This window comes from Vibrio crassostreae (assembly GCF_041439375.1).
In the GTDB taxonomy this organism is placed as follows: Bacteria; Pseudomonadota; Gammaproteobacteria; order Enterobacterales; family Vibrionaceae; genus Vibrio; species Vibrio crassostreae_D.
The window spans coordinates 61,987-78,106 of sequence record NZ_JBGONY010000016.1; the positions used below are offsets into that span (position 1 = coordinate 61,987).

Here is a 16,120-nt window from a genome sequence, read left to right on the forward strand (position 1 = left end):
ATTGGGCGTTTGCTTTTGGCTAAGCCCGAGCAGATGATTGGATTAGTCCAGTTGTGGGCCTGCCGCAACCAGTGACTTACCTTCAGCGTTGTCCGTGTACTTATCAAAGTTGTTGATGAAGCGCTCTGCTAGATCTTTCGCTTTGCTTTCCCATTGTAGAGGGTCAGTGTACGTATCGCGTGGGTCAAGGATCGCTGGGTCAACATCGTGCAGTGCTAGAGGCACTTCTAGGTTAAACATAGGGATAACCTTAGTCTCAGCCTTATCGATTGAGCCATCTAGGATAGCGTCGATGATGCCGCGAGTATCTTGGATAGAGATACGTTTACCAGTACCGTTCCAACCTGTGTTCACTAGGTAAGCTTCAGCGCCAGCCGCTTCCATACGCTTCACAAGTACTTCAGCGTACTGAGTTGGGTGAAGGGTTAGGAATGCCGCACCAAATGCCGCAGAGAAGGTTGGTGTTGGTTCAGTAATACCGCGCTCAGTACCTGCTAGTTTCGCAGTGAAGCCAGATAGGAAGTGGTACTTGGTTTGCTCTGGAGTCAGTTTAGAAACCGGAGGTAGTACACCAAATGCATCAGCAGTCAGGAAGATAACTTTTTGAGCGTGACCTGCTTTTGATACTGGCTTAACGATGTTGTCGATGTGGTGAATCGGGTAAGAAACACGAGTGTTCTCAGTTTTTGAACCGTCATCAAAATCGATAGAGCCATCGCCACGAACCGTTACGTTTTCTAGCAGTGCATCACGACGGATTGCATTGTAGATTTCTGGTTCTGCTTCTTTAGATAGACGGATGGTCTTCGCGTAACAACCACCTTCGAAGTTGAAGATACCGTCGTCGTCCCAACCGTGCTCATCATCACCGATTAGCTGACGTTTAGGATCCGTTGATAGAGTTGTTTTACCTGTACCTGATAGACCGAAGAATACCGCTACGTCGCCTTTCTCGCCGACGTTTGCGCTACAGTGCATTGAAGCGATACCTTGCAGAGGAAGTAGGTAGTTCATCATTGCGAACATACCTTTCTTCATCTCACCGCCGTACCAAGTACCACCGATGATTTGAACACGCTCTGTGAGGTTGAAAGCAACAAAGTTTTCAGAGTTTAGCCCCTGCTTTTCCCAGTTAGGGTTCGTTGTTTTAGCACCGTTCATGACCACGAAATCAGGTTCGAACGTCGCTAGCTCTTCGTCAGTTGGACGAATGAACATGTTCTTAACGAAGTGCGCTTGCCACGCTACTTCTGTGATAATACGTACACTTAAGCGCGTATCTGGGTTAGCACCACAATAACCGTCAATGACAAACAGACGCTTGCCAGATAGCTGAGTTGTCACAAGCTCTTTCAGCTCATTCCATACTTCAGTTGTAATCGGTTTGTTATCATTTTTGCCTTGATCTGACCACCACATGGTATCGCGCGTAGTGTCATCTTTAACAATGTACTTATCTTTTGGTGAGCGGCCAGTAAAGATACCAGTGTCAACTGCAACCGAGCCTAGTTCCGTTACTACGCCTTTTTCGTAGCCTTCCAAACCTGGCAGTGTTTCTTCAACGAATAACTGCTCGTAGCTAGGATTACGAAGAACTTCAGTAACGCCAGTCAGTCCGTGCTTAGTTAGATCAATTTGTGCAGCCTTAGTATGTTCCATAACGGTCATAGGTGCTCCTTGTAGGATATTTTGTAGGGATTTTGTATTAATTTTTTATTGTTATCTGCTCACCATGCTAGCAACGAGACTCGGGGGAAACAGGGATACAGCTCAAAAAATATCCATATTAACCATGAGGTTTTAAGTGTCTCGTCACATATTGGCCTAACTAGTCTATCCTGTACGCAAACCTTTGCGCTAGGGGCGAGAACATTATTAATTGATTAAAATTAAGCGGTGATTTTATTACGAGATGTTACGGAGTTTGCGCTATTTTGATCACAAAAAAGGCCAGCTTAGCGCTGACCTTTTTGGGGTAAATTACGTGTTTTTGGTACGCTGTAAATTAATGAACCGTATTGCTGCCTTTATCTGCTGCTTCTGCGTACAGAGCATCAACATCGTTCTTGTCGAACGAGTAGTTTGTGCCACAGTAATCGCAGTGAAGACCAACGCTTCCTTCGGTGCTTAGGATGTCGTAGATCTCTTCTTGAGCAACGGTAATGATAGCAGCGCCACTTCTTTCGCGAGAGCACCCACAGAAGAACTGAACTGGTTGTGGTGTGAACAGTTGTACTTTTTCTTGGTTGTACAGGCGGTAAAGCAATTCGTTCGCTTCTAGAGAAAATAGCTCTTCGTTTTTAACGGTGTCTGTTAGTTGCTCTAGGTGCTCGAAGTCATCTGGCGAACCAGTGCCGTCTGGCATCACTTGTAGCAACATACCTGCAGCGTGTGCTTTGCCTTCATGTTCGCCAGTGCGCAGCCATAGACGAGTCTTAAGTTGTTCCGAGTTAGCGAAGTAGCCTTCAAGTACTTGGGCAAGCGTATCACCTTCAAGGCCAACGATGCCTTGGTAACGCTCACCTTTCTTAGGATCGATGGTGATCACTAGGTGGCCTTTACCGATTAGGTCGTGTAGACCTGCGTCGTCTGCGATATCGCCTTCAAAGCGAGCAACACCACGGATCTTTTGATCGTGATCGCCATTGATAACTGCTAGAGATACTGGACCGTCACCTTGCAATTGCATAGTGATAGATCCTTCAAACTTTAGGGTCGCAGTTAATAGCGTTGTTGATACCAGTAGCTCACCCAGTAGTTTTTGTACTGGCGCTGGGTATTCCTTGCTAGAAATAATCTGTTGGTACGCTTCATCCATTTGTACCAATTCACCACGTACTGATAGGTCTTCAAATAGGTAGCGATTTAAAACATTACTTGTAGACATTGGGTCTGCCATTTGGCTATTCCTTCTAGCTTATTGATGCTTGAACTTGATGATGTCACGACGTTGCTTCTTATCAGGGCGACGCTCTGGAGCTGGGTTATGAGCATTTAGTTTACGTTGTGTCGCAAACTCTTCTCTTTTTGCCAAGCTCTCGGTGGTTTCTTCATAGAGGGTTTGAGCGATCGGAGCTCCGCCACGATGGGCTGAGATTTTCTCGATCGTAACCGTCTTTTCTTCATTACCTTGGCGCAATGTAATCACAGCCCCAAGTTCGACAATTTTACTTGGCTTGCTGCGCTGACCATTATAGTGGACTTTGCCACCATCGACCATGTTACGAGCAATAGACCGAGTTTTGTAAAAGCGTGCTGCCCACAACCATTTATCGAGTCTGACAGCTTCATTAGAAGTTTTCATATAGGGCTGTGCCTTATTAAGTGAGAAATGAATGCGGTTTAACTGTAGTGAACAGTGCGCAACATGTTTTTGATGATGCTTATCACATTAGATAGAGGTTTTATGTGGAGGCGGTTAGCATTTTTTTCAAGTCATAATACAAAATAGCCATGTAATGCCGATTTATAGATTTGCTATGATATAGTTCAGGATCTTATTGCTTAAATAAGCTTGGTATCGAACGAATGAATAAAAAAGCTGAAAGTTTAATGATTTGCAGCGTTTGTCGTCATGAAAAGGGACTAGGAAAGTGAACTTTTTAGAGCTCAAAAATCGCGTAGGGAATTCTCCTATGTTGAGCCGCTTATTAGATAATGGATTTGTACTTCAGCAGAAACTAAGCTTAGCGACCTGTTGTGTATTGATTGCAGCTTCCGCATGGATCTTAGGACAGCTTGCATGGTTTATTGAGCCTGCTGAGCACACAGTCGTGCCTTGGAAAGCAACAGCTTCATCGTCTTCTACTCCTCAATCGACCTTTGATATCTCTTCTTTGCAGCAGAGCAACATGTTTGGTGCTTATAACCCAACCACGCCCGCTGTAGTTGAACAGCAAGTTATCCAAGATGCACCAAAGACGCGACTGAACTTGGTTTTGGTTGGTGCGGTAGCGAGTTCAAATCCAAAATTAAGCTTAGCGGTGATTGCCAATCGCGGTACACAAGCGACTTATGGGATTAATGAAGAGATTGAAGGCACCCGAGCTAAGCTTAAAGCCGTATTAGTCGACCGCGTAATCATTGATAACTCAGGGCGAGACGAAACCTTGATGCTTGAAGGTATTGAGTACAAGCGTTTGGCTGTATCAGCGCCTGCGCCACCTCGTAGCTCTTCTTCGGTTCGTGGTAATAATCCGGCTTCAGCAGAAGAGAAGCTTGATGAAATTAAAGCGAAGATAATGAAAGATCCGCAACAAATCTTCCAATATGTTCGACTGTCCCAGGTCAAGCGTGACGATAAAGTGATCGGTTATCGTGTGAGCCCTGGCAAAGATTCAGAACTTTTTAACTCTGTTGGGCTCCAAAACGGAGATATTGCCACTCAGTTAAATGGACAAGACCTGACAGACCCTGCTGCTATGGGCAACATATTCCGTTCCATCTCAGAACTAACAGAGCTAAATCTGGTGGTCGAGAGAGATGGTCAACAACATGAAGTGTTTATTGAATTTTAAAACTTTGCGTCTAACGAAGGACGAAAGTGTAGGAGAAGTACGTGAAGCATTGGTTTAAGAAAAGTGCATGGTTATTGGCAGGAAGCTTGATCTGCACACCCGCAGCCATCGCGAGTGATTTTAGTGCCAGCTTTAAAGGCACTGATATTCAAGAGTTTATTAATATTGTTGGTCGTAACCTAGAGAAGACGATCATCGTTGACCCTTCGGTGCGTGGAAAAATCGATGTACGCAGCTACGACGTACTCAATGAAGAGCAATATTACAGCTTCTTCCTAAACGTATTGGAAGTGTATGGCTACGCGGTTGTCGAAATGGACTCGGGTGTTCTTAAGGTCATCAAGGCCAAGGATTCGAAAACATCGGCAATTCCAGTCGTTGGAGACAGTGATACGATCAAAGGCGACAAGGTGGTGACACGTGTTGTGACGGTTCGTAATGTCTCGGTGCGTGAACTTTCTCCTCTGCTTCGTCAACTAAACGACAATGCAGGCGCGGGTAACGTTGTGCACTACGACCCAGCCAACATCATCCTTATTACAGGCCGAGCGGCGGTAGTAAACCGTTTAGCTGAAATCATCAAGCGTGTTGACCAAGCGGGTGATAAAGAGATTGAAGTCGTTGAGCTAAAGAATGCTTCTGCGGCAGAAATGGTACGTATCGTTGATGCACTAAGCAAAACCACAGATGCCCAAAACACACCAGCCTTCCTACAACCTAAATTAGTTGCCGATGAACGTACCAATGCGATCCTTATCTCAGGTGACCCTAAGGTACGTAGCCGTTTAAGAAGGCTGATTGAACAGCTTGATGTTGAAATGGCAACCAAGGGCAATAACCAAGTTATTTACCTTAAATACGCAAAAGCAGAAGATTTAGTTGATGTGCTGAAAGGCGTGTCGGATAACCTGCAATCAGAGAAGCAAACTTCAACTAAAGGCAGTTCATCGCAGCGCAATCAAGTGATGATCTCCGCTCACAGTGACACCAACTCTTTAGTGATTACCGCACAGCCGGACATCATGAATGCGCTACAAGATGTGATCGCACAGTTGGATATTCGTCGTGCACAAGTATTGATTGAAGCACTGATTGTCGAAATGGCCGAAGGTGACGGCGTTAACCTTGGTGTGCAATGGGGCAACCTTGAAACGGGTGCCATGATTCAGTACAGCAACACTGGCGCTTCCATTGGTGGTGTGATGGTTGGCCTAGAAGAAGCAAAAGATTCAACAACAACCAAAGCTGTTTATGATGAAAATAATAACTTCTTACGTAATGAAACCACGACAGAAGAAGGCGATTATTCTACATTGGCTTCTGCTCTTTCTGGCGTTAATGGCGCCGCAATGAGCGTAGTGATGGGTGACTGGACCGCCTTGATCAGTGCAGTAGCGACCGATTCAAATTCAAATATCCTATCTTCTCCAAGTATCACCGTGATGGATAACGGCGAAGCGTCGTTCATTGTGGGCGAAGAGGTGCCTGTTTTAACTGGCTCGACCGCAGGCTCAAGTAACGATAACCCATTCCAAACGGTTGAACGTAAAGAAGTGGGTATCAAGCTAAAAGTCGTGCCACAAATCAATGAAGGTGACTCAGTTCAGCTGCAAATAGAACAAGAAGTATCGAACGTATTGGGCGCCAATGGTGCGGTTGATGTGCGTTTTGCTAAGCGTCAGCTAAATACGTCAGTGATTGTTCAAGACGGTCAAATGCTGGTGCTTGGTGGCTTGATTGACGAGCGAGCACTGGAAAGTGAATCTAAGGTGCCGTTCTTGGGTGATATCCCTGTTCTAGGACACCTGTTCAAATCAACCAGTACTCAGGTTGAAAAAAAGAACTTAATGGTCTTCATCAAACCAACCATTATTCGTGATGGTATGACAGCCGATGGTATCACTCAGCGTAAATACAACTTCATCCGTGCTGAGCAGTTGTACAAGGCTGAGCAAGGGCTGAAATTAATGGCAGATGATAACATCCCGGTATTGCCTAAATTTGGTGCCGACATGAATCACCCGGCTGAAATTCAAGCCTTCATCGATCAAATGGAACAAGAATAATGGCTGAATTGGTAGGGGCGGCACGTACTTATCAGCGCTTGCCGTTTAGCTTTGCGAATCGCTATAAGATGGTGTTGGAGTATCAACATCCAGAGCGCGCACCGATACTTTATTATGTTGAGCCACTGAAATCGGCGGCGATCATTGAAGTGAGTCGAGTGGTGAAAAATGGTTTCACGCCACAAGCGATTACTCTCGATGAGTTTGATAAAAAGCTGACCGATGCTTATCAGCGTGACTCGTCAGAAGCTCGTCAGCTAATGGAAGACATTGGTGCTGATAGTGATGATTTCTTCTCACTAGCGGAAGAACTACCTCAAGACGAAGACTTACTTGAATCAGAAGATGATGCACCAATCATCAAGTTAATCAATGCGATGCTGGGTGAGGCGATCAAAGAGGGTGCTTCGGATATACACATCGAAACCTTTGAAAAGTCACTTTGTATCCGTTTCCGAGTTGATGGTGTGCTGCGTGATGTTCTAGCGCCAAGCCGTAAACTGGCTCCGCTATTGGTTTCACGTGTCAAGGTTATGGCTAAACTGGATATTGCAGAAAAACGCGTGCCACAAGATGGCCGTATCTCTCTGCGTATCGGTGGTCGAGCGGTTGATGTTCGTGTCTCAACCATGCCTTCTTCGCACGGTGAGCGTGTGGTAATGCGTCTGTTGGACAAAAACGCCACTCGTCTAGACTTGCACAGCTTAGGTATGACAGCAGAGAACCACGAAAACTTCCGTAAGCTGATTCAGCGCCCACACGGCATTATCTTGGTGACCGGCCCGACAGGTTCAGGTAAATCGACGACCTTGTACGCAGGCCTGCAAGAACTCAACAGCAATGAACGAAACATTTTAACCGTTGAAGACCCGATCGAATTCGATATCGATGGCATTGGTCAAACACAAGTGAACCCTAAGGTTGATATGACCTTTGCGCGAGGCTTACGTGCCATTCTTCGTCAAGATCCTGATGTGGTCATGATTGGTGAGATCCGTGATTTGGAAACCGCAGAGATCGCTGTCCAAGCCTCTTTGACAGGTCACTTAGTTATGTCGACTCTGCATACCAATACTGCCGTTGGTGCGATTACACGTCTGCGTGATATGGGCATTGAACCTTTCTTGATCTCTTCTTCACTGCTGGGTGTTTTGGCTCAGCGCTTGGTTCGTACCTTATGTAACGAATGTAAAGAACCTTATGAAGCCGATAAAGAGCAGAAGAAACTGTTTGGGTTGAAGAAGAAAGAAAGCCTGACGCTTTACCATGCCAAAGGTTGTGAAGAGTGTGGCCATAAGGGTTATCGAGGTCGTACTGGTATTCATGAGCTGCTGATGATTGATGACTCAGTACAAGAGCTGATTCACAGTGAAGCGGGTGAGCAGGCGATTGATAAAGCAATTCGTGGCACAACACCAAGTATTCGAGATGATGGCTTGAGCAAAGTTCTGAAAGGGGTAACTTCCCTAGAAGAAGTGATGCGCGTGACCAAGGAAGTCTAGTATGGCGGCATTTGAATACAAAGCACTGGATGCCAAAGGCAAAAGTAAAAAAGGCTCAATTGAAGCAGATAATGCTCGTCAGGCTCGCCAAAGAATAAAAGAGCTTGGCTTGATGCCGGTTGAGATGACCGAGGCTAAAGCAAAAACAGCAAAAGGTGCTCAGCCATCGACTAGCTTTAAACGCGGCATCAGTACACCTGATCTTGCGCTTATTACTCGTCAAATATCAACGCTTGTTCAATCTGGTATGCCGTTGGAAGAGTGCTTGAAAGCCGTTGCCGAACAGTCTGAGAAACCTCGTATTCGCACCATGCTACTCGCGGTGAGATCTAAGGTGACTGAAGGTTATTCGTTAGCAGACAGCTTGTCTGATTATCCCCATATCTTCGATGAGCTATTCAGAGCCATGGTTGCTGCTGGTGAGAAGTCAGGACACCTCGATGCGGTATTGGAACGATTGGCTGACTACGCAGAAAACCGTCAGAAGATGCGTTCTAAGTTGCTGCAAGCGATGATCTACCCAATCGTGCTGGTGGTGTTTGCGGTGACGATTGTGTCGTTCCTACTGGCAACGGTAGTGCCTAAGATCGTTGAGCCTATTATCCAAATGGGACAAGAGCTTCCTCAGTCGACACAATTTTTATTAGCATCGAGTGAATTTATCCAGAATTGGGGCATCCAATTACTGGTGTTGACCATTGGTGTGATTGTGTTGGTTAAGACTGCGCTGAAAAAGCCGGGCGTTCGCATGAGCTGGGATCGCAAATTATTGAGCATCCCGTTGATCGGCAAGATAGCGAAAGGGATCAACACCTCTCGCTTTGCACGAACACTTTCTATCTGTACCTCTAGTGCGATTCCTATCCTTGAAGGGATGAAGGTCGCGGTAGATGTGATGTCGAATCATCACGTGAAACAACAAGTATTACAGGCATCAGATAGCGTTAGAGAAGGGGCAAGCCTGCGTAAAGCGCTTGATCAAACCAAACTCTTTCCCCCGATGATGCTGCATATGATCGCCAGTGGTGAGCAGAGTGGCCAATTGGAACAGATGCTGACAAGAGCGGCAGATAACCAGGATCAAAGCTTTGAATCGACGGTTAATATCGCGTTAGGCATTTTTACCCCAGCGCTTATTGCGTTGATGGCAGGCTTAGTGCTGTTTATCGTGATGGCGACGCTGATGCCAATGCTTGAAATGAACAATTTGATGAGTGGTTAACCTGCCGCTCATCAGACGTTAGTTTTTGGATTATCGAGAAGAAGGACATCATTCCCCTTAACTCGCTATCTGTAATTTGGAGAAAATAATGAAAAATAAAATGAAAAAACAGTCAGGCTTTACCCTATTAGAAGTCATGGTTGTTGTCGTTATCCTTGGTGTTCTAGCAAGTTTTGTTGTACCTAACCTGTTGGGCAACAAAGAGAAGGCGGATCAACAAAAAGCCATCACTGATATTGTGGCGCTAGAGAATGCGCTCGACATGTACAAACTGGATAACAGCGTTTACCCAACAACGGATCAAGGCCTTGACGGGTTGGTGACAAAGCCAAGCAGTCCAGAGCCTCGTAACTACCGAGACGGAGGTTACATCAAGCGTCTACCTAACGACCCATGGGGCAATGAGTACCAATACCTAAGCCCTGGCGATAACGGCACAATTGATATCTTCACTCTTGGCGCAGATGGTCAAGAAGGTGGTGAAGGTATTGCTGCGGATATTGGCAACTGGAACATGCAGGACTTCCAATAAGCTTCGGCTTGTTGTCGGTTGATACGTTCCTGTTGTTTGATTCGTTATTGTCGCTTGATACGTTATTGATGGTAGTACGCAAAAAATGGAGTCTACAAGGTGAAAACTAAGCAAACACAGCCAGGTTTCACCTTGATTGAGATTCTTCTGGTGTTGGTATTACTGTCAGTATCGGCGGTCGCGGTGATCTCGACCATCCCTACCAATAGCAAAGATGTTGCTAAAAAATACGCTCAAAGCTTTTATCAGCGAGTTCAATTACTCAATGAAGAGGCTATTTTGAGTGGCTTAGATTTTGGTGTTCGTGTTGATGAAAAGAAATCGACCTATGTACTGATGGCGCTTAAGTCTGAAGGCTGGCAAGAAGTCGAATTTGAAAAAATTCCCTCTTTAACTGAACTACCGGAAGAGCTCGCATTGTCACTGACTCTAGGTGGTGGTGCATGGGAAGATGATGATCGGTTGTTCAATCCAGGAAGCTTGTTTGATGAAGATATGTTTGCGGATCTTGAAGAGGATAAGAAGCCGAAACCACCACAGATCTACATCTTGTCGAGTGCTGAAATGACACCGTTTGTACTATCGTTTTATCCTAATACGGGTGACACCATACAAGATGGTTGGCGTATTCGAGTGTTGGACAATGGTGTCATTCGATTACTAGAGCCTGGAGAAGAAGATGAAGAGGAATAACCGTTCTCCTTCTCGTTATCGTGGCATGACCCTTGGTTCTCGAGGAATGACGCTGCTTGAGGTATTGGTTGCGCTCGCTATCTTTGCGACCGCGGCGATCAGTGTGATTCGTGCTGTCACCCAGCACATCAATACCCTCAGTTATCTAGAAGAAAAAACCTTTGCTGCTATGGTCGTTGATAATCAAATGGCCTTGGTGATGTTGCACCCTGAGAAGCTAAAAAAAGTACAGGGTACACAAGAGCTGGCTGGAAGAGAGTGGTTCTGGAAGGTTACGCCAATCGATACTAGTGATGATTTATTAAAGGCGTTTGATGTGAGTGTGGCAACCAGTAAACAAGCTTCTCCAGTCGTCACGGTGCGCAGCTATGTGGTCAAGTAAGAGCATGTCCGCCAATAAGCGTGTGTCTCGTACACAAGGTCTATCTTCGAACGGGAGAGGCTTTACCTTAATTGAGGTTTTGGTCTCTATCGCTATCTTTGCCACGTTAAGCATGGCGGCTTATCAGGTAGTCAATCAGGTTCAGCGCAGCAACGAGCTTTCAATCGAGCGCAGTGCTCGTTTAAATCAACTGCAACGTAGCTTGGTCATTTTAGATAATGATTTTCGCCAGATGGCGGTACGACAATTTCGTACCAACGGTGAAGAAACATCATCTAAGCTGATATTAATTAAAGAGTATTTACTGGATTCCGACAGCGTTGGCATCATGTTCACTCGCCTTGGTTGGCATAACCCACAGCAGCAGTTTCCTCGCGGAGAAGTCACCAAAGTGGGTTATCGCATTAAAGAAGAAACACTTGAGCGTGTGTGGTGGCGTTACCCCGATACCCCTGCAGGCCAAGAAGGTGTGATTACGCCTTTGCTTGATGATGTTGAAAACTTGGAATTCGAGTTTTATGACGGAAGCCGCTGGGGGAAAGAGTGGCAAACCGACAAATCGCTACCGAAAGCGGTAAGATTAAAGCTAACCCTGAAAGATTATGGTGAGATAGAGCGTGTTTATCTCACTCCCGGTGGCACGCTAGATCAGGCCGATGATTCTTCAAACAGTGACTCTTCAGGCAGTAATGAGGGGAATAATGACTCATCGAACTAACAAGCGTGCAGCGAACATACCTGTTCTAGGGCGCAGGCAGCGTGGTGTCGCGCTGATCATTATTTTGATGCTATTGGCGATCATGGCAACCATTGCTGGCAGCATGTCCGAGCGTTTGTTTACACAATTCAAACGTGTTGGTAATCAACTGAATTACCAACAGGCTTATTGGTACAGCATTGGTGTAGAAGCGCTTGTGCAAGACGGCATTAGGCAAAGTTACAAAGACAGTGATACCGTGAACCTAAGCCAACCATGGGCGTTAGAAGAGCAGGTATACCCATTGGATTATGGCCAAGTTAAGGGCCGCATTGTTGATGCTCAGGCTTGCTTTAATCTTAATTCGTTAGCTGGGGTGGCGAGCACTTCAAGTAACCAGACACCTTATTTGATCACGGTTTGGCAAACCTTATTAGAAAATCAAGACGTTGAGCCTTATCAGGCTGAGGTTATCGCAAACTCAACGTGGGAATTTGTTGACGCAGATACCCGAACCACCTCTTCAGCGGGGGTAGAAGACAGCACCTATGAAGCGATGAAGCCATCTTATTTGGCGGCGAATGGCTTAATGGCGGATGAATCTGAGCTAAGAGCGGTTTATCAGGTCACGGGTGAAGTCATGAATAAGGTTCGCCCGTTTGTTTGCGCTCTGCCTAGCGACGATTTTCGCTTGAACGTGAATACACTCACGGAAAAGCAGGCACCTTTATTGGAGGCGATGTTTGCACCTGGCTTAAGTGAGTCAGATGCTAAACAGCTAATAGACAAACGCCCATTTGATGGCTGGGATACGGTGGATGCTTTTATGGCTGAACCTGCCATTGTTGGCGTGAGTGCCGCAGTTAGCAAAAAAGCGAAAGCGTATTTAACTGTAGATAGCGCCTATTTTGAGCTAGATGCAGAGGTATTAGTTGAGCAGTCACGTGTACGTATACGGACGCTTTTCTATAGTAGTAATCGAGAAACAGTGACGGTAGTACGCCGTCGTTTTGGAGGAATCAGTGAGCGAGTTTCTGACCGTTCGACTGAGTAGCGAACCACAAAGCCCTGTGCAGTGGTTAGTTTGGTCGACAAGCCAACAAGAAGTGATAGCAAGTGGCGAGTTGTCTAGCTGGGAACAGCTGGATGAGTTAACGCCTTACGCTGAAAAGCGCAGCTGTATCGCTTTATTGCCGGGAAATGAATGCCTAATTAAGCGTGTTGAGATCCCGAAAGGTGCTGCTCGCCAGTTCGATTCTATGCTGCCGTTTTTATTAGAAGACGAAGTCGCACAAGATATCGAAGACTTACACCTGACGATTTTAGATAAAAACTCAACGCACGCTACCGTGTGTGGTGTCGACCACGAATGGTTAAAGCAAGCTTTAGACCTGTTTCGTGAAGCTAATATTATCTTCCGTAAGGTGTTGCCAGATACACTGGCCGTGCCTTTTGAAGAACCTGGCATCAGTGCATTGCAGATCGACCAGCATTGGCTACTGCGCCAAGGCAATTATCAAGCGGTATCGATCAGCGAAGCATGGTTACCGATGTTTTTGCAAAGTGATTGGGTGGTTGCTGATGACGAAGAGCAAGCGACGACTATCTTCAGCTATACAGCAATGCCGAGCGAAGACGTTCAACAGCAAAGCGGCGCGAATTGGCAGGCAAAGCCTGCGGAATTGGTGATGTCTTTACTGAGCCAGCAAGCGATCACAAGCGGCGTAAACTTACTGACTGGCACCTTTAAAACCAAATCTTCATTCAGTAAATATTGGCGCGTATGGCAGAAAGTAGCGATTGCTGCTTGTTTGCTGGTGGCTGTGATTGTGACTCAACAAGTGTTGAAGGTTCAGCAATACGAAGCGCAAGCACAAGCTTACCGCATGGAGAGTGAACGTATCTTTAGAGCCGTACTACCTGGCAAGCAACGCATTCCGACCGTGAGTTACCTCAAGCGTCAAATGAACGATGAAGCTAAGAAATATGGCGGCTCAGGCGATGGTGACTCCTTACTAGGCTGGCTAGCGTTACTGCCAGAAACGTTAGGGCAGGTGAAGTCAATCGAAGTCGAAAGTATTCGCTACGATGGCAACCGCTCTGAGGTTCGACTACAGGCGAAAAGCTCTGATTTCCAACACTTTGAGACTGCGAGAGTGAAGCTCGAAGAGAGGTTTACCGTCGAACAAGGTCCATTAAACCGTAATGGCGATGCCGTATTTGGCAGCTTTACTCTTAAACCCCATCAATAACCTGCGTAAAGAGATCAGTGATGAGAAATATGATTGAGCCACTCCAAGCGTGGTGGACTTCAATAAGTCAAAGAGAGCAACGTTTAGTTATTGGTTGCTCAATTCTATTGGTGGTCGGTGTTGTTTATTGGGGGTTAATCCAGCCACTCAGTCAGCGAGCTGAACTTGCGCAGAGCCGTATTCAAAGTGAGAAGCAACTTCTAGCTTGGGTAACCAATAAAGCCAATGAAGTGGTTGAGTTGCGAGGCAGTGGTGGCATCAGTGCGAGCCAGCCTCTGAATCAATCTGTACCAGCTTCTATGCGTCGCTTTAATATCGAGCTAATACGCGTGCAACCACGTGGCGAAATGTTGCAAGTGTGGGTAAAACCTATGCCTTTTAATAAGTTCGTTGACTGGCTAACATACCTGAAAGAAAAACAGGGTGTGGAGGTTGAGTTTATGGATATTGATCGCTCTGATAACCCCGGGGTTATTGAGGTCAACCGATTACAGTTTAAACGAGGTTAATGTGAAACGCGGTTTATCTTTGAAGTATGGCCTGCTCTTCAGTGGCATCTTTATCGTCTTTTTCTCAGTCAGCCTGTTGCTGCACTTGCCTGCCGCTTTTGCTCTCAAGCATGCGCCCGCTGTGCGTGGTTTAAGCATCGAAGGCGTTGAGGGCACCGTTTGGCAAGGTCGCGCTAACAATATTGCGTGGCAGCGTGTCAATTACGGCTCAGTGCAGTGGGACTTCCAGTTCTCTAAACTATTCCAAGCCAAAGCCGAGCTTGCGGTTCGCTTTGGTCGTAACAGCGATATGAACTTATCCGGTAAAGGTCGTGTTGGATATAGCATGAGCGGTGCTTACGCGGAAAATTTAGTCGCATCCATGCCAGCAAGAAACGTGATGAAATATGCACCGGCTATCCCAGTACCTGTTTCTATTGCAGGACAAGTTGAACTGACGATCAAACATGCGGTTCATGTTCAGCCTTGGTGCCAATCTGGCGAAGGTACGCTTGCTTGGTCTGGTGCAGCTGTCGACTCGCCAGTGGGTTCATTAGACCTCGGCCCTGTGATTGCGGATATTACCTGTGAAGACAACACCATTGCAGCTAAAGGCATCCAGAAGAGTGAGCAAGTGGATAGTGAGTTCTCAGCGAGCGTAACGCCAAATCAAAGCTACACCTCGGCGGCATGGTTTAAGCCGGGTGCGGAATTCCCACCAGCGATGCAGAGCCAGCTTAAGTGGCTGGGTAACCCTGATAGCCAAGGTAAGTACCAGTTTACTTATCAAGGTCGTTTTTAGCTAAACAGCTAAGGGCGACTAAATTACGAGATATAAAAAACGGGCACCTCATTGAGGTGCCCGTTTTGTTTGAATCGTCGAGAGTGACAGCGAGCAAGCTCGCCTAGTCTTTACCTTGTAAGATCTCTGCCCACGGTAAGTCAGCATCACCAAGCACAATGAAGTTCGGGTTCTCAAGCGTCTCTCTTTCATTGTACGAAAGCGGTTCTAGTTGAGTACTTAAGATGCGACCGCCAGCTTCTTCAACAATGCACTGCGTTGCGGCGGTATCCCACTCTCCGGTTGGTCCAAGGCGCAGATAACAATCCACAGCACCCTCTGCTACTAAACATGCCTTAAGCGCTGCTGAGCCTAGAGGAACTAAATCATAATTCCATGCTGAGCTCATACGGCTAGTGATGCGATTGATGTCTTGGCGACGGCTGATCGCCATTGCGATTGACTGGTTTGGCAGCTCTTGACGATGCGTTTTAATCTTAACGCTGTCATTAAGGTCTGGGATCTTCCAAGCCCCTTTGCCACTGTAAGCGTAATAGCTCACACCGGAAACGGGTGCATATACTACGCCCATTACTGGCTTGTTATGTTCAATTAGGGCGATAATTGTCGCGAAATCACCACTTCGTGCAATGAACTCTTGCGTACCGTCCAGTGGGTCAACTAACCAGTAGCGATCCCACTGAGAGCGTTGCTCTAGGCTGATGTCTGCGGCTTCTTCAGACAGCACTGGAATGTCAGGCGTGAGCTCACTGAGCTTTTTCGAGATCAGCTTGTGTGCCGCAAGGTCGGCACTGGTGACTGGTGTGTCATCACTCTTAGTGAACTCTTCGTAATCTTTTTTCTCGTAGATCTCTAAAATCAGTTGTCCTGCAGAGCGAGCAATCTCAATGACAGAGGGTAGGAGGTGAGACAAATCTTTTGTTATTGGCATAAATGTTCTCTTACTCTTAGAGCGAGCCTGAATGTT

General features: G+C 46.4%; 16 protein-coding genes. 12 read left to right on the forward strand and 4 right to left on the reverse strand.

The features are described from left to right. Nucleotides 1-42: 42 nt before the first annotated feature. From pckA to hslR, 3 genes are all read right to left on the reverse strand, one after another. The gene (gene pckA, locus ACED45_RS09330; protein WP_146491972.1) at nucleotides 43-1,668 is read right to left on the reverse strand and encodes a phosphoenolpyruvate carboxykinase (ATP); all 1,626 of its coding nucleotides are present in this window, start codon (nucleotides 1,666-1,668) and stop codon (nucleotides 43-45) included. A gap of 337 nt (nucleotides 1,669-2,005) precedes the next feature. Further along, a complete protein-coding gene (gene hslO, locus ACED45_RS09335) occupies nucleotides 2,006-2,899 on the reverse strand; it encodes an Hsp33 family molecular chaperone HslO (protein WP_371713843.1) in 894 nt (297 codons plus the stop codon). Between the two features lie 18 nt (nucleotides 2,900-2,917). Next, nucleotides 2,918-3,304 carry a ribosome-associated heat shock protein Hsp15 gene (gene hslR, locus ACED45_RS09340; RefSeq protein ID WP_146491974.1) on the reverse strand — a complete coding sequence of 129 codons (387 nt, stop codon included), beginning with the start codon at nucleotides 3,302-3,304 and terminating at the stop codon, nucleotides 2,918-2,920. 331 nt (nucleotides 3,305-3,635) lie between these two features. Here hslR and gspC point away from each other — a divergent pair, with 331 nt between their 5' ends. From gspC to ACED45_RS09400, 12 genes are all read left to right on the forward strand, one after another. Beyond that, the gene (gene gspC, locus ACED45_RS09345) at nucleotides 3,636-4,517 is read left to right on the forward strand and encodes a type II secretion system protein GspC (RefSeq protein WP_371713844.1); all 882 of its coding nucleotides are present in this window, start codon (nucleotides 3,636-3,638) and stop codon (nucleotides 4,515-4,517) included. 41 nt (nucleotides 4,518-4,558) lie between these two features. Continuing rightward, nucleotides 4,559-6,583, forward strand: coding sequence for a type II secretion system secretin GspD (gene gspD / locus ACED45_RS09350; RefSeq protein ID WP_371713845.1), 2,025 nt, complete (start codon nucleotides 4,559-4,561; stop codon nucleotides 6,581-6,583). Next, nucleotides 6,583-8,085 carry a type II secretion system ATPase GspE gene (gene gspE, locus ACED45_RS09355; RefSeq protein ID WP_004735599.1) on the forward strand — a complete coding sequence of 501 codons (1,503 nt, stop codon included), beginning with the start codon at nucleotides 6,583-6,585 and terminating at the stop codon, nucleotides 8,083-8,085. The genes gspD and gspE overlap by 1 nt, the downstream gene beginning before the upstream one ends. Before the next feature lies 1 nt (nucleotide 8,086). Further along, nucleotides 8,087-9,307: a type II secretion system inner membrane protein GspF gene (gene gspF / locus ACED45_RS09360; protein WP_004735600.1), complete on the forward strand. Its 1,221-nt coding sequence runs from the start codon at nucleotides 8,087-8,089 to the stop codon at nucleotides 9,305-9,307. An 88-nt stretch (nucleotides 9,308-9,395) separates the two neighbouring features. Next, nucleotides 9,396-9,839, forward strand: coding sequence for a type II secretion system major pseudopilin GspG (gene gspG, locus ACED45_RS09365; protein WP_004735601.1), 444 nt, complete (start codon nucleotides 9,396-9,398; stop codon nucleotides 9,837-9,839). A 99-nt stretch (nucleotides 9,840-9,938) separates the two neighbouring features. Then, nucleotides 9,939-10,532 carry a prepilin-type N-terminal cleavage/methylation domain-containing protein gene (locus ACED45_RS09370; protein WP_371713846.1) on the forward strand — a complete coding sequence of 198 codons (594 nt, stop codon included), beginning with the start codon at nucleotides 9,939-9,941 and terminating at the stop codon, nucleotides 10,530-10,532. Further along, the gene (gene gspI, locus ACED45_RS09375; RefSeq protein ID WP_146491977.1) at nucleotides 10,519-10,914 is read left to right on the forward strand and encodes a type II secretion system minor pseudopilin GspI; all 396 of its coding nucleotides are present in this window, start codon (nucleotides 10,519-10,521) and stop codon (nucleotides 10,912-10,914) included. The genes ACED45_RS09370 and gspI overlap by 14 nt, the downstream gene beginning before the upstream one ends. Beyond that, nucleotides 10,901-11,632, forward strand: a complete 732-nt coding sequence (gene gspJ, locus ACED45_RS09380; RefSeq protein WP_371713847.1) for a type II secretion system minor pseudopilin GspJ — start codon at nucleotides 10,901-10,903, stop codon at nucleotides 11,630-11,632. The genes gspI and gspJ overlap by 14 nt, the downstream gene beginning before the upstream one ends. Then, nucleotides 11,616-12,665 carry a type II secretion system minor pseudopilin GspK gene (gene gspK, locus ACED45_RS09385; protein ID WP_371713848.1) on the forward strand — a complete coding sequence of 350 codons (1,050 nt, stop codon included), beginning with the start codon at nucleotides 11,616-11,618 and terminating at the stop codon, nucleotides 12,663-12,665. The genes gspJ and gspK overlap by 17 nt, the downstream gene beginning before the upstream one ends. Next, nucleotides 12,634-13,863, forward strand: coding sequence for a type II secretion system protein GspL (gspL, locus tag ACED45_RS09390; protein WP_371713849.1), 1,230 nt, complete (start codon nucleotides 12,634-12,636; stop codon nucleotides 13,861-13,863). The genes gspK and gspL overlap by 32 nt, the downstream gene beginning before the upstream one ends. A 20-nt stretch (nucleotides 13,864-13,883) precedes the next feature. Next, entirely contained in the window at nucleotides 13,884-14,372 is a 489-nt protein-coding gene (locus ACED45_RS09395) for a type II secretion system protein M (protein WP_371713850.1), read from the forward strand. A gap of 1 nt (nucleotide 14,373) precedes the next feature. Continuing rightward, nucleotides 14,374-15,153 (forward strand): type II secretion system protein N, encoded by a 780-nt coding sequence (locus ACED45_RS09400; protein ID WP_371713851.1) that lies wholly within the window; start codon nucleotides 14,374-14,376, stop codon nucleotides 15,151-15,153. 103 nt (nucleotides 15,154-15,256) lie between these two features. Here ACED45_RS09400 and cysQ read toward each other — a convergent pair whose 3' ends face one another. After that, the gene (cysQ, locus tag ACED45_RS09405; RefSeq protein WP_371713852.1) at nucleotides 15,257-16,084 is read right to left on the reverse strand and encodes a 3'(2'),5'-bisphosphate nucleotidase CysQ; all 828 of its coding nucleotides are present in this window, start codon (nucleotides 16,082-16,084) and stop codon (nucleotides 15,257-15,259) included. Nucleotides 16,085-16,120 lie beyond the last annotated feature (36 nt).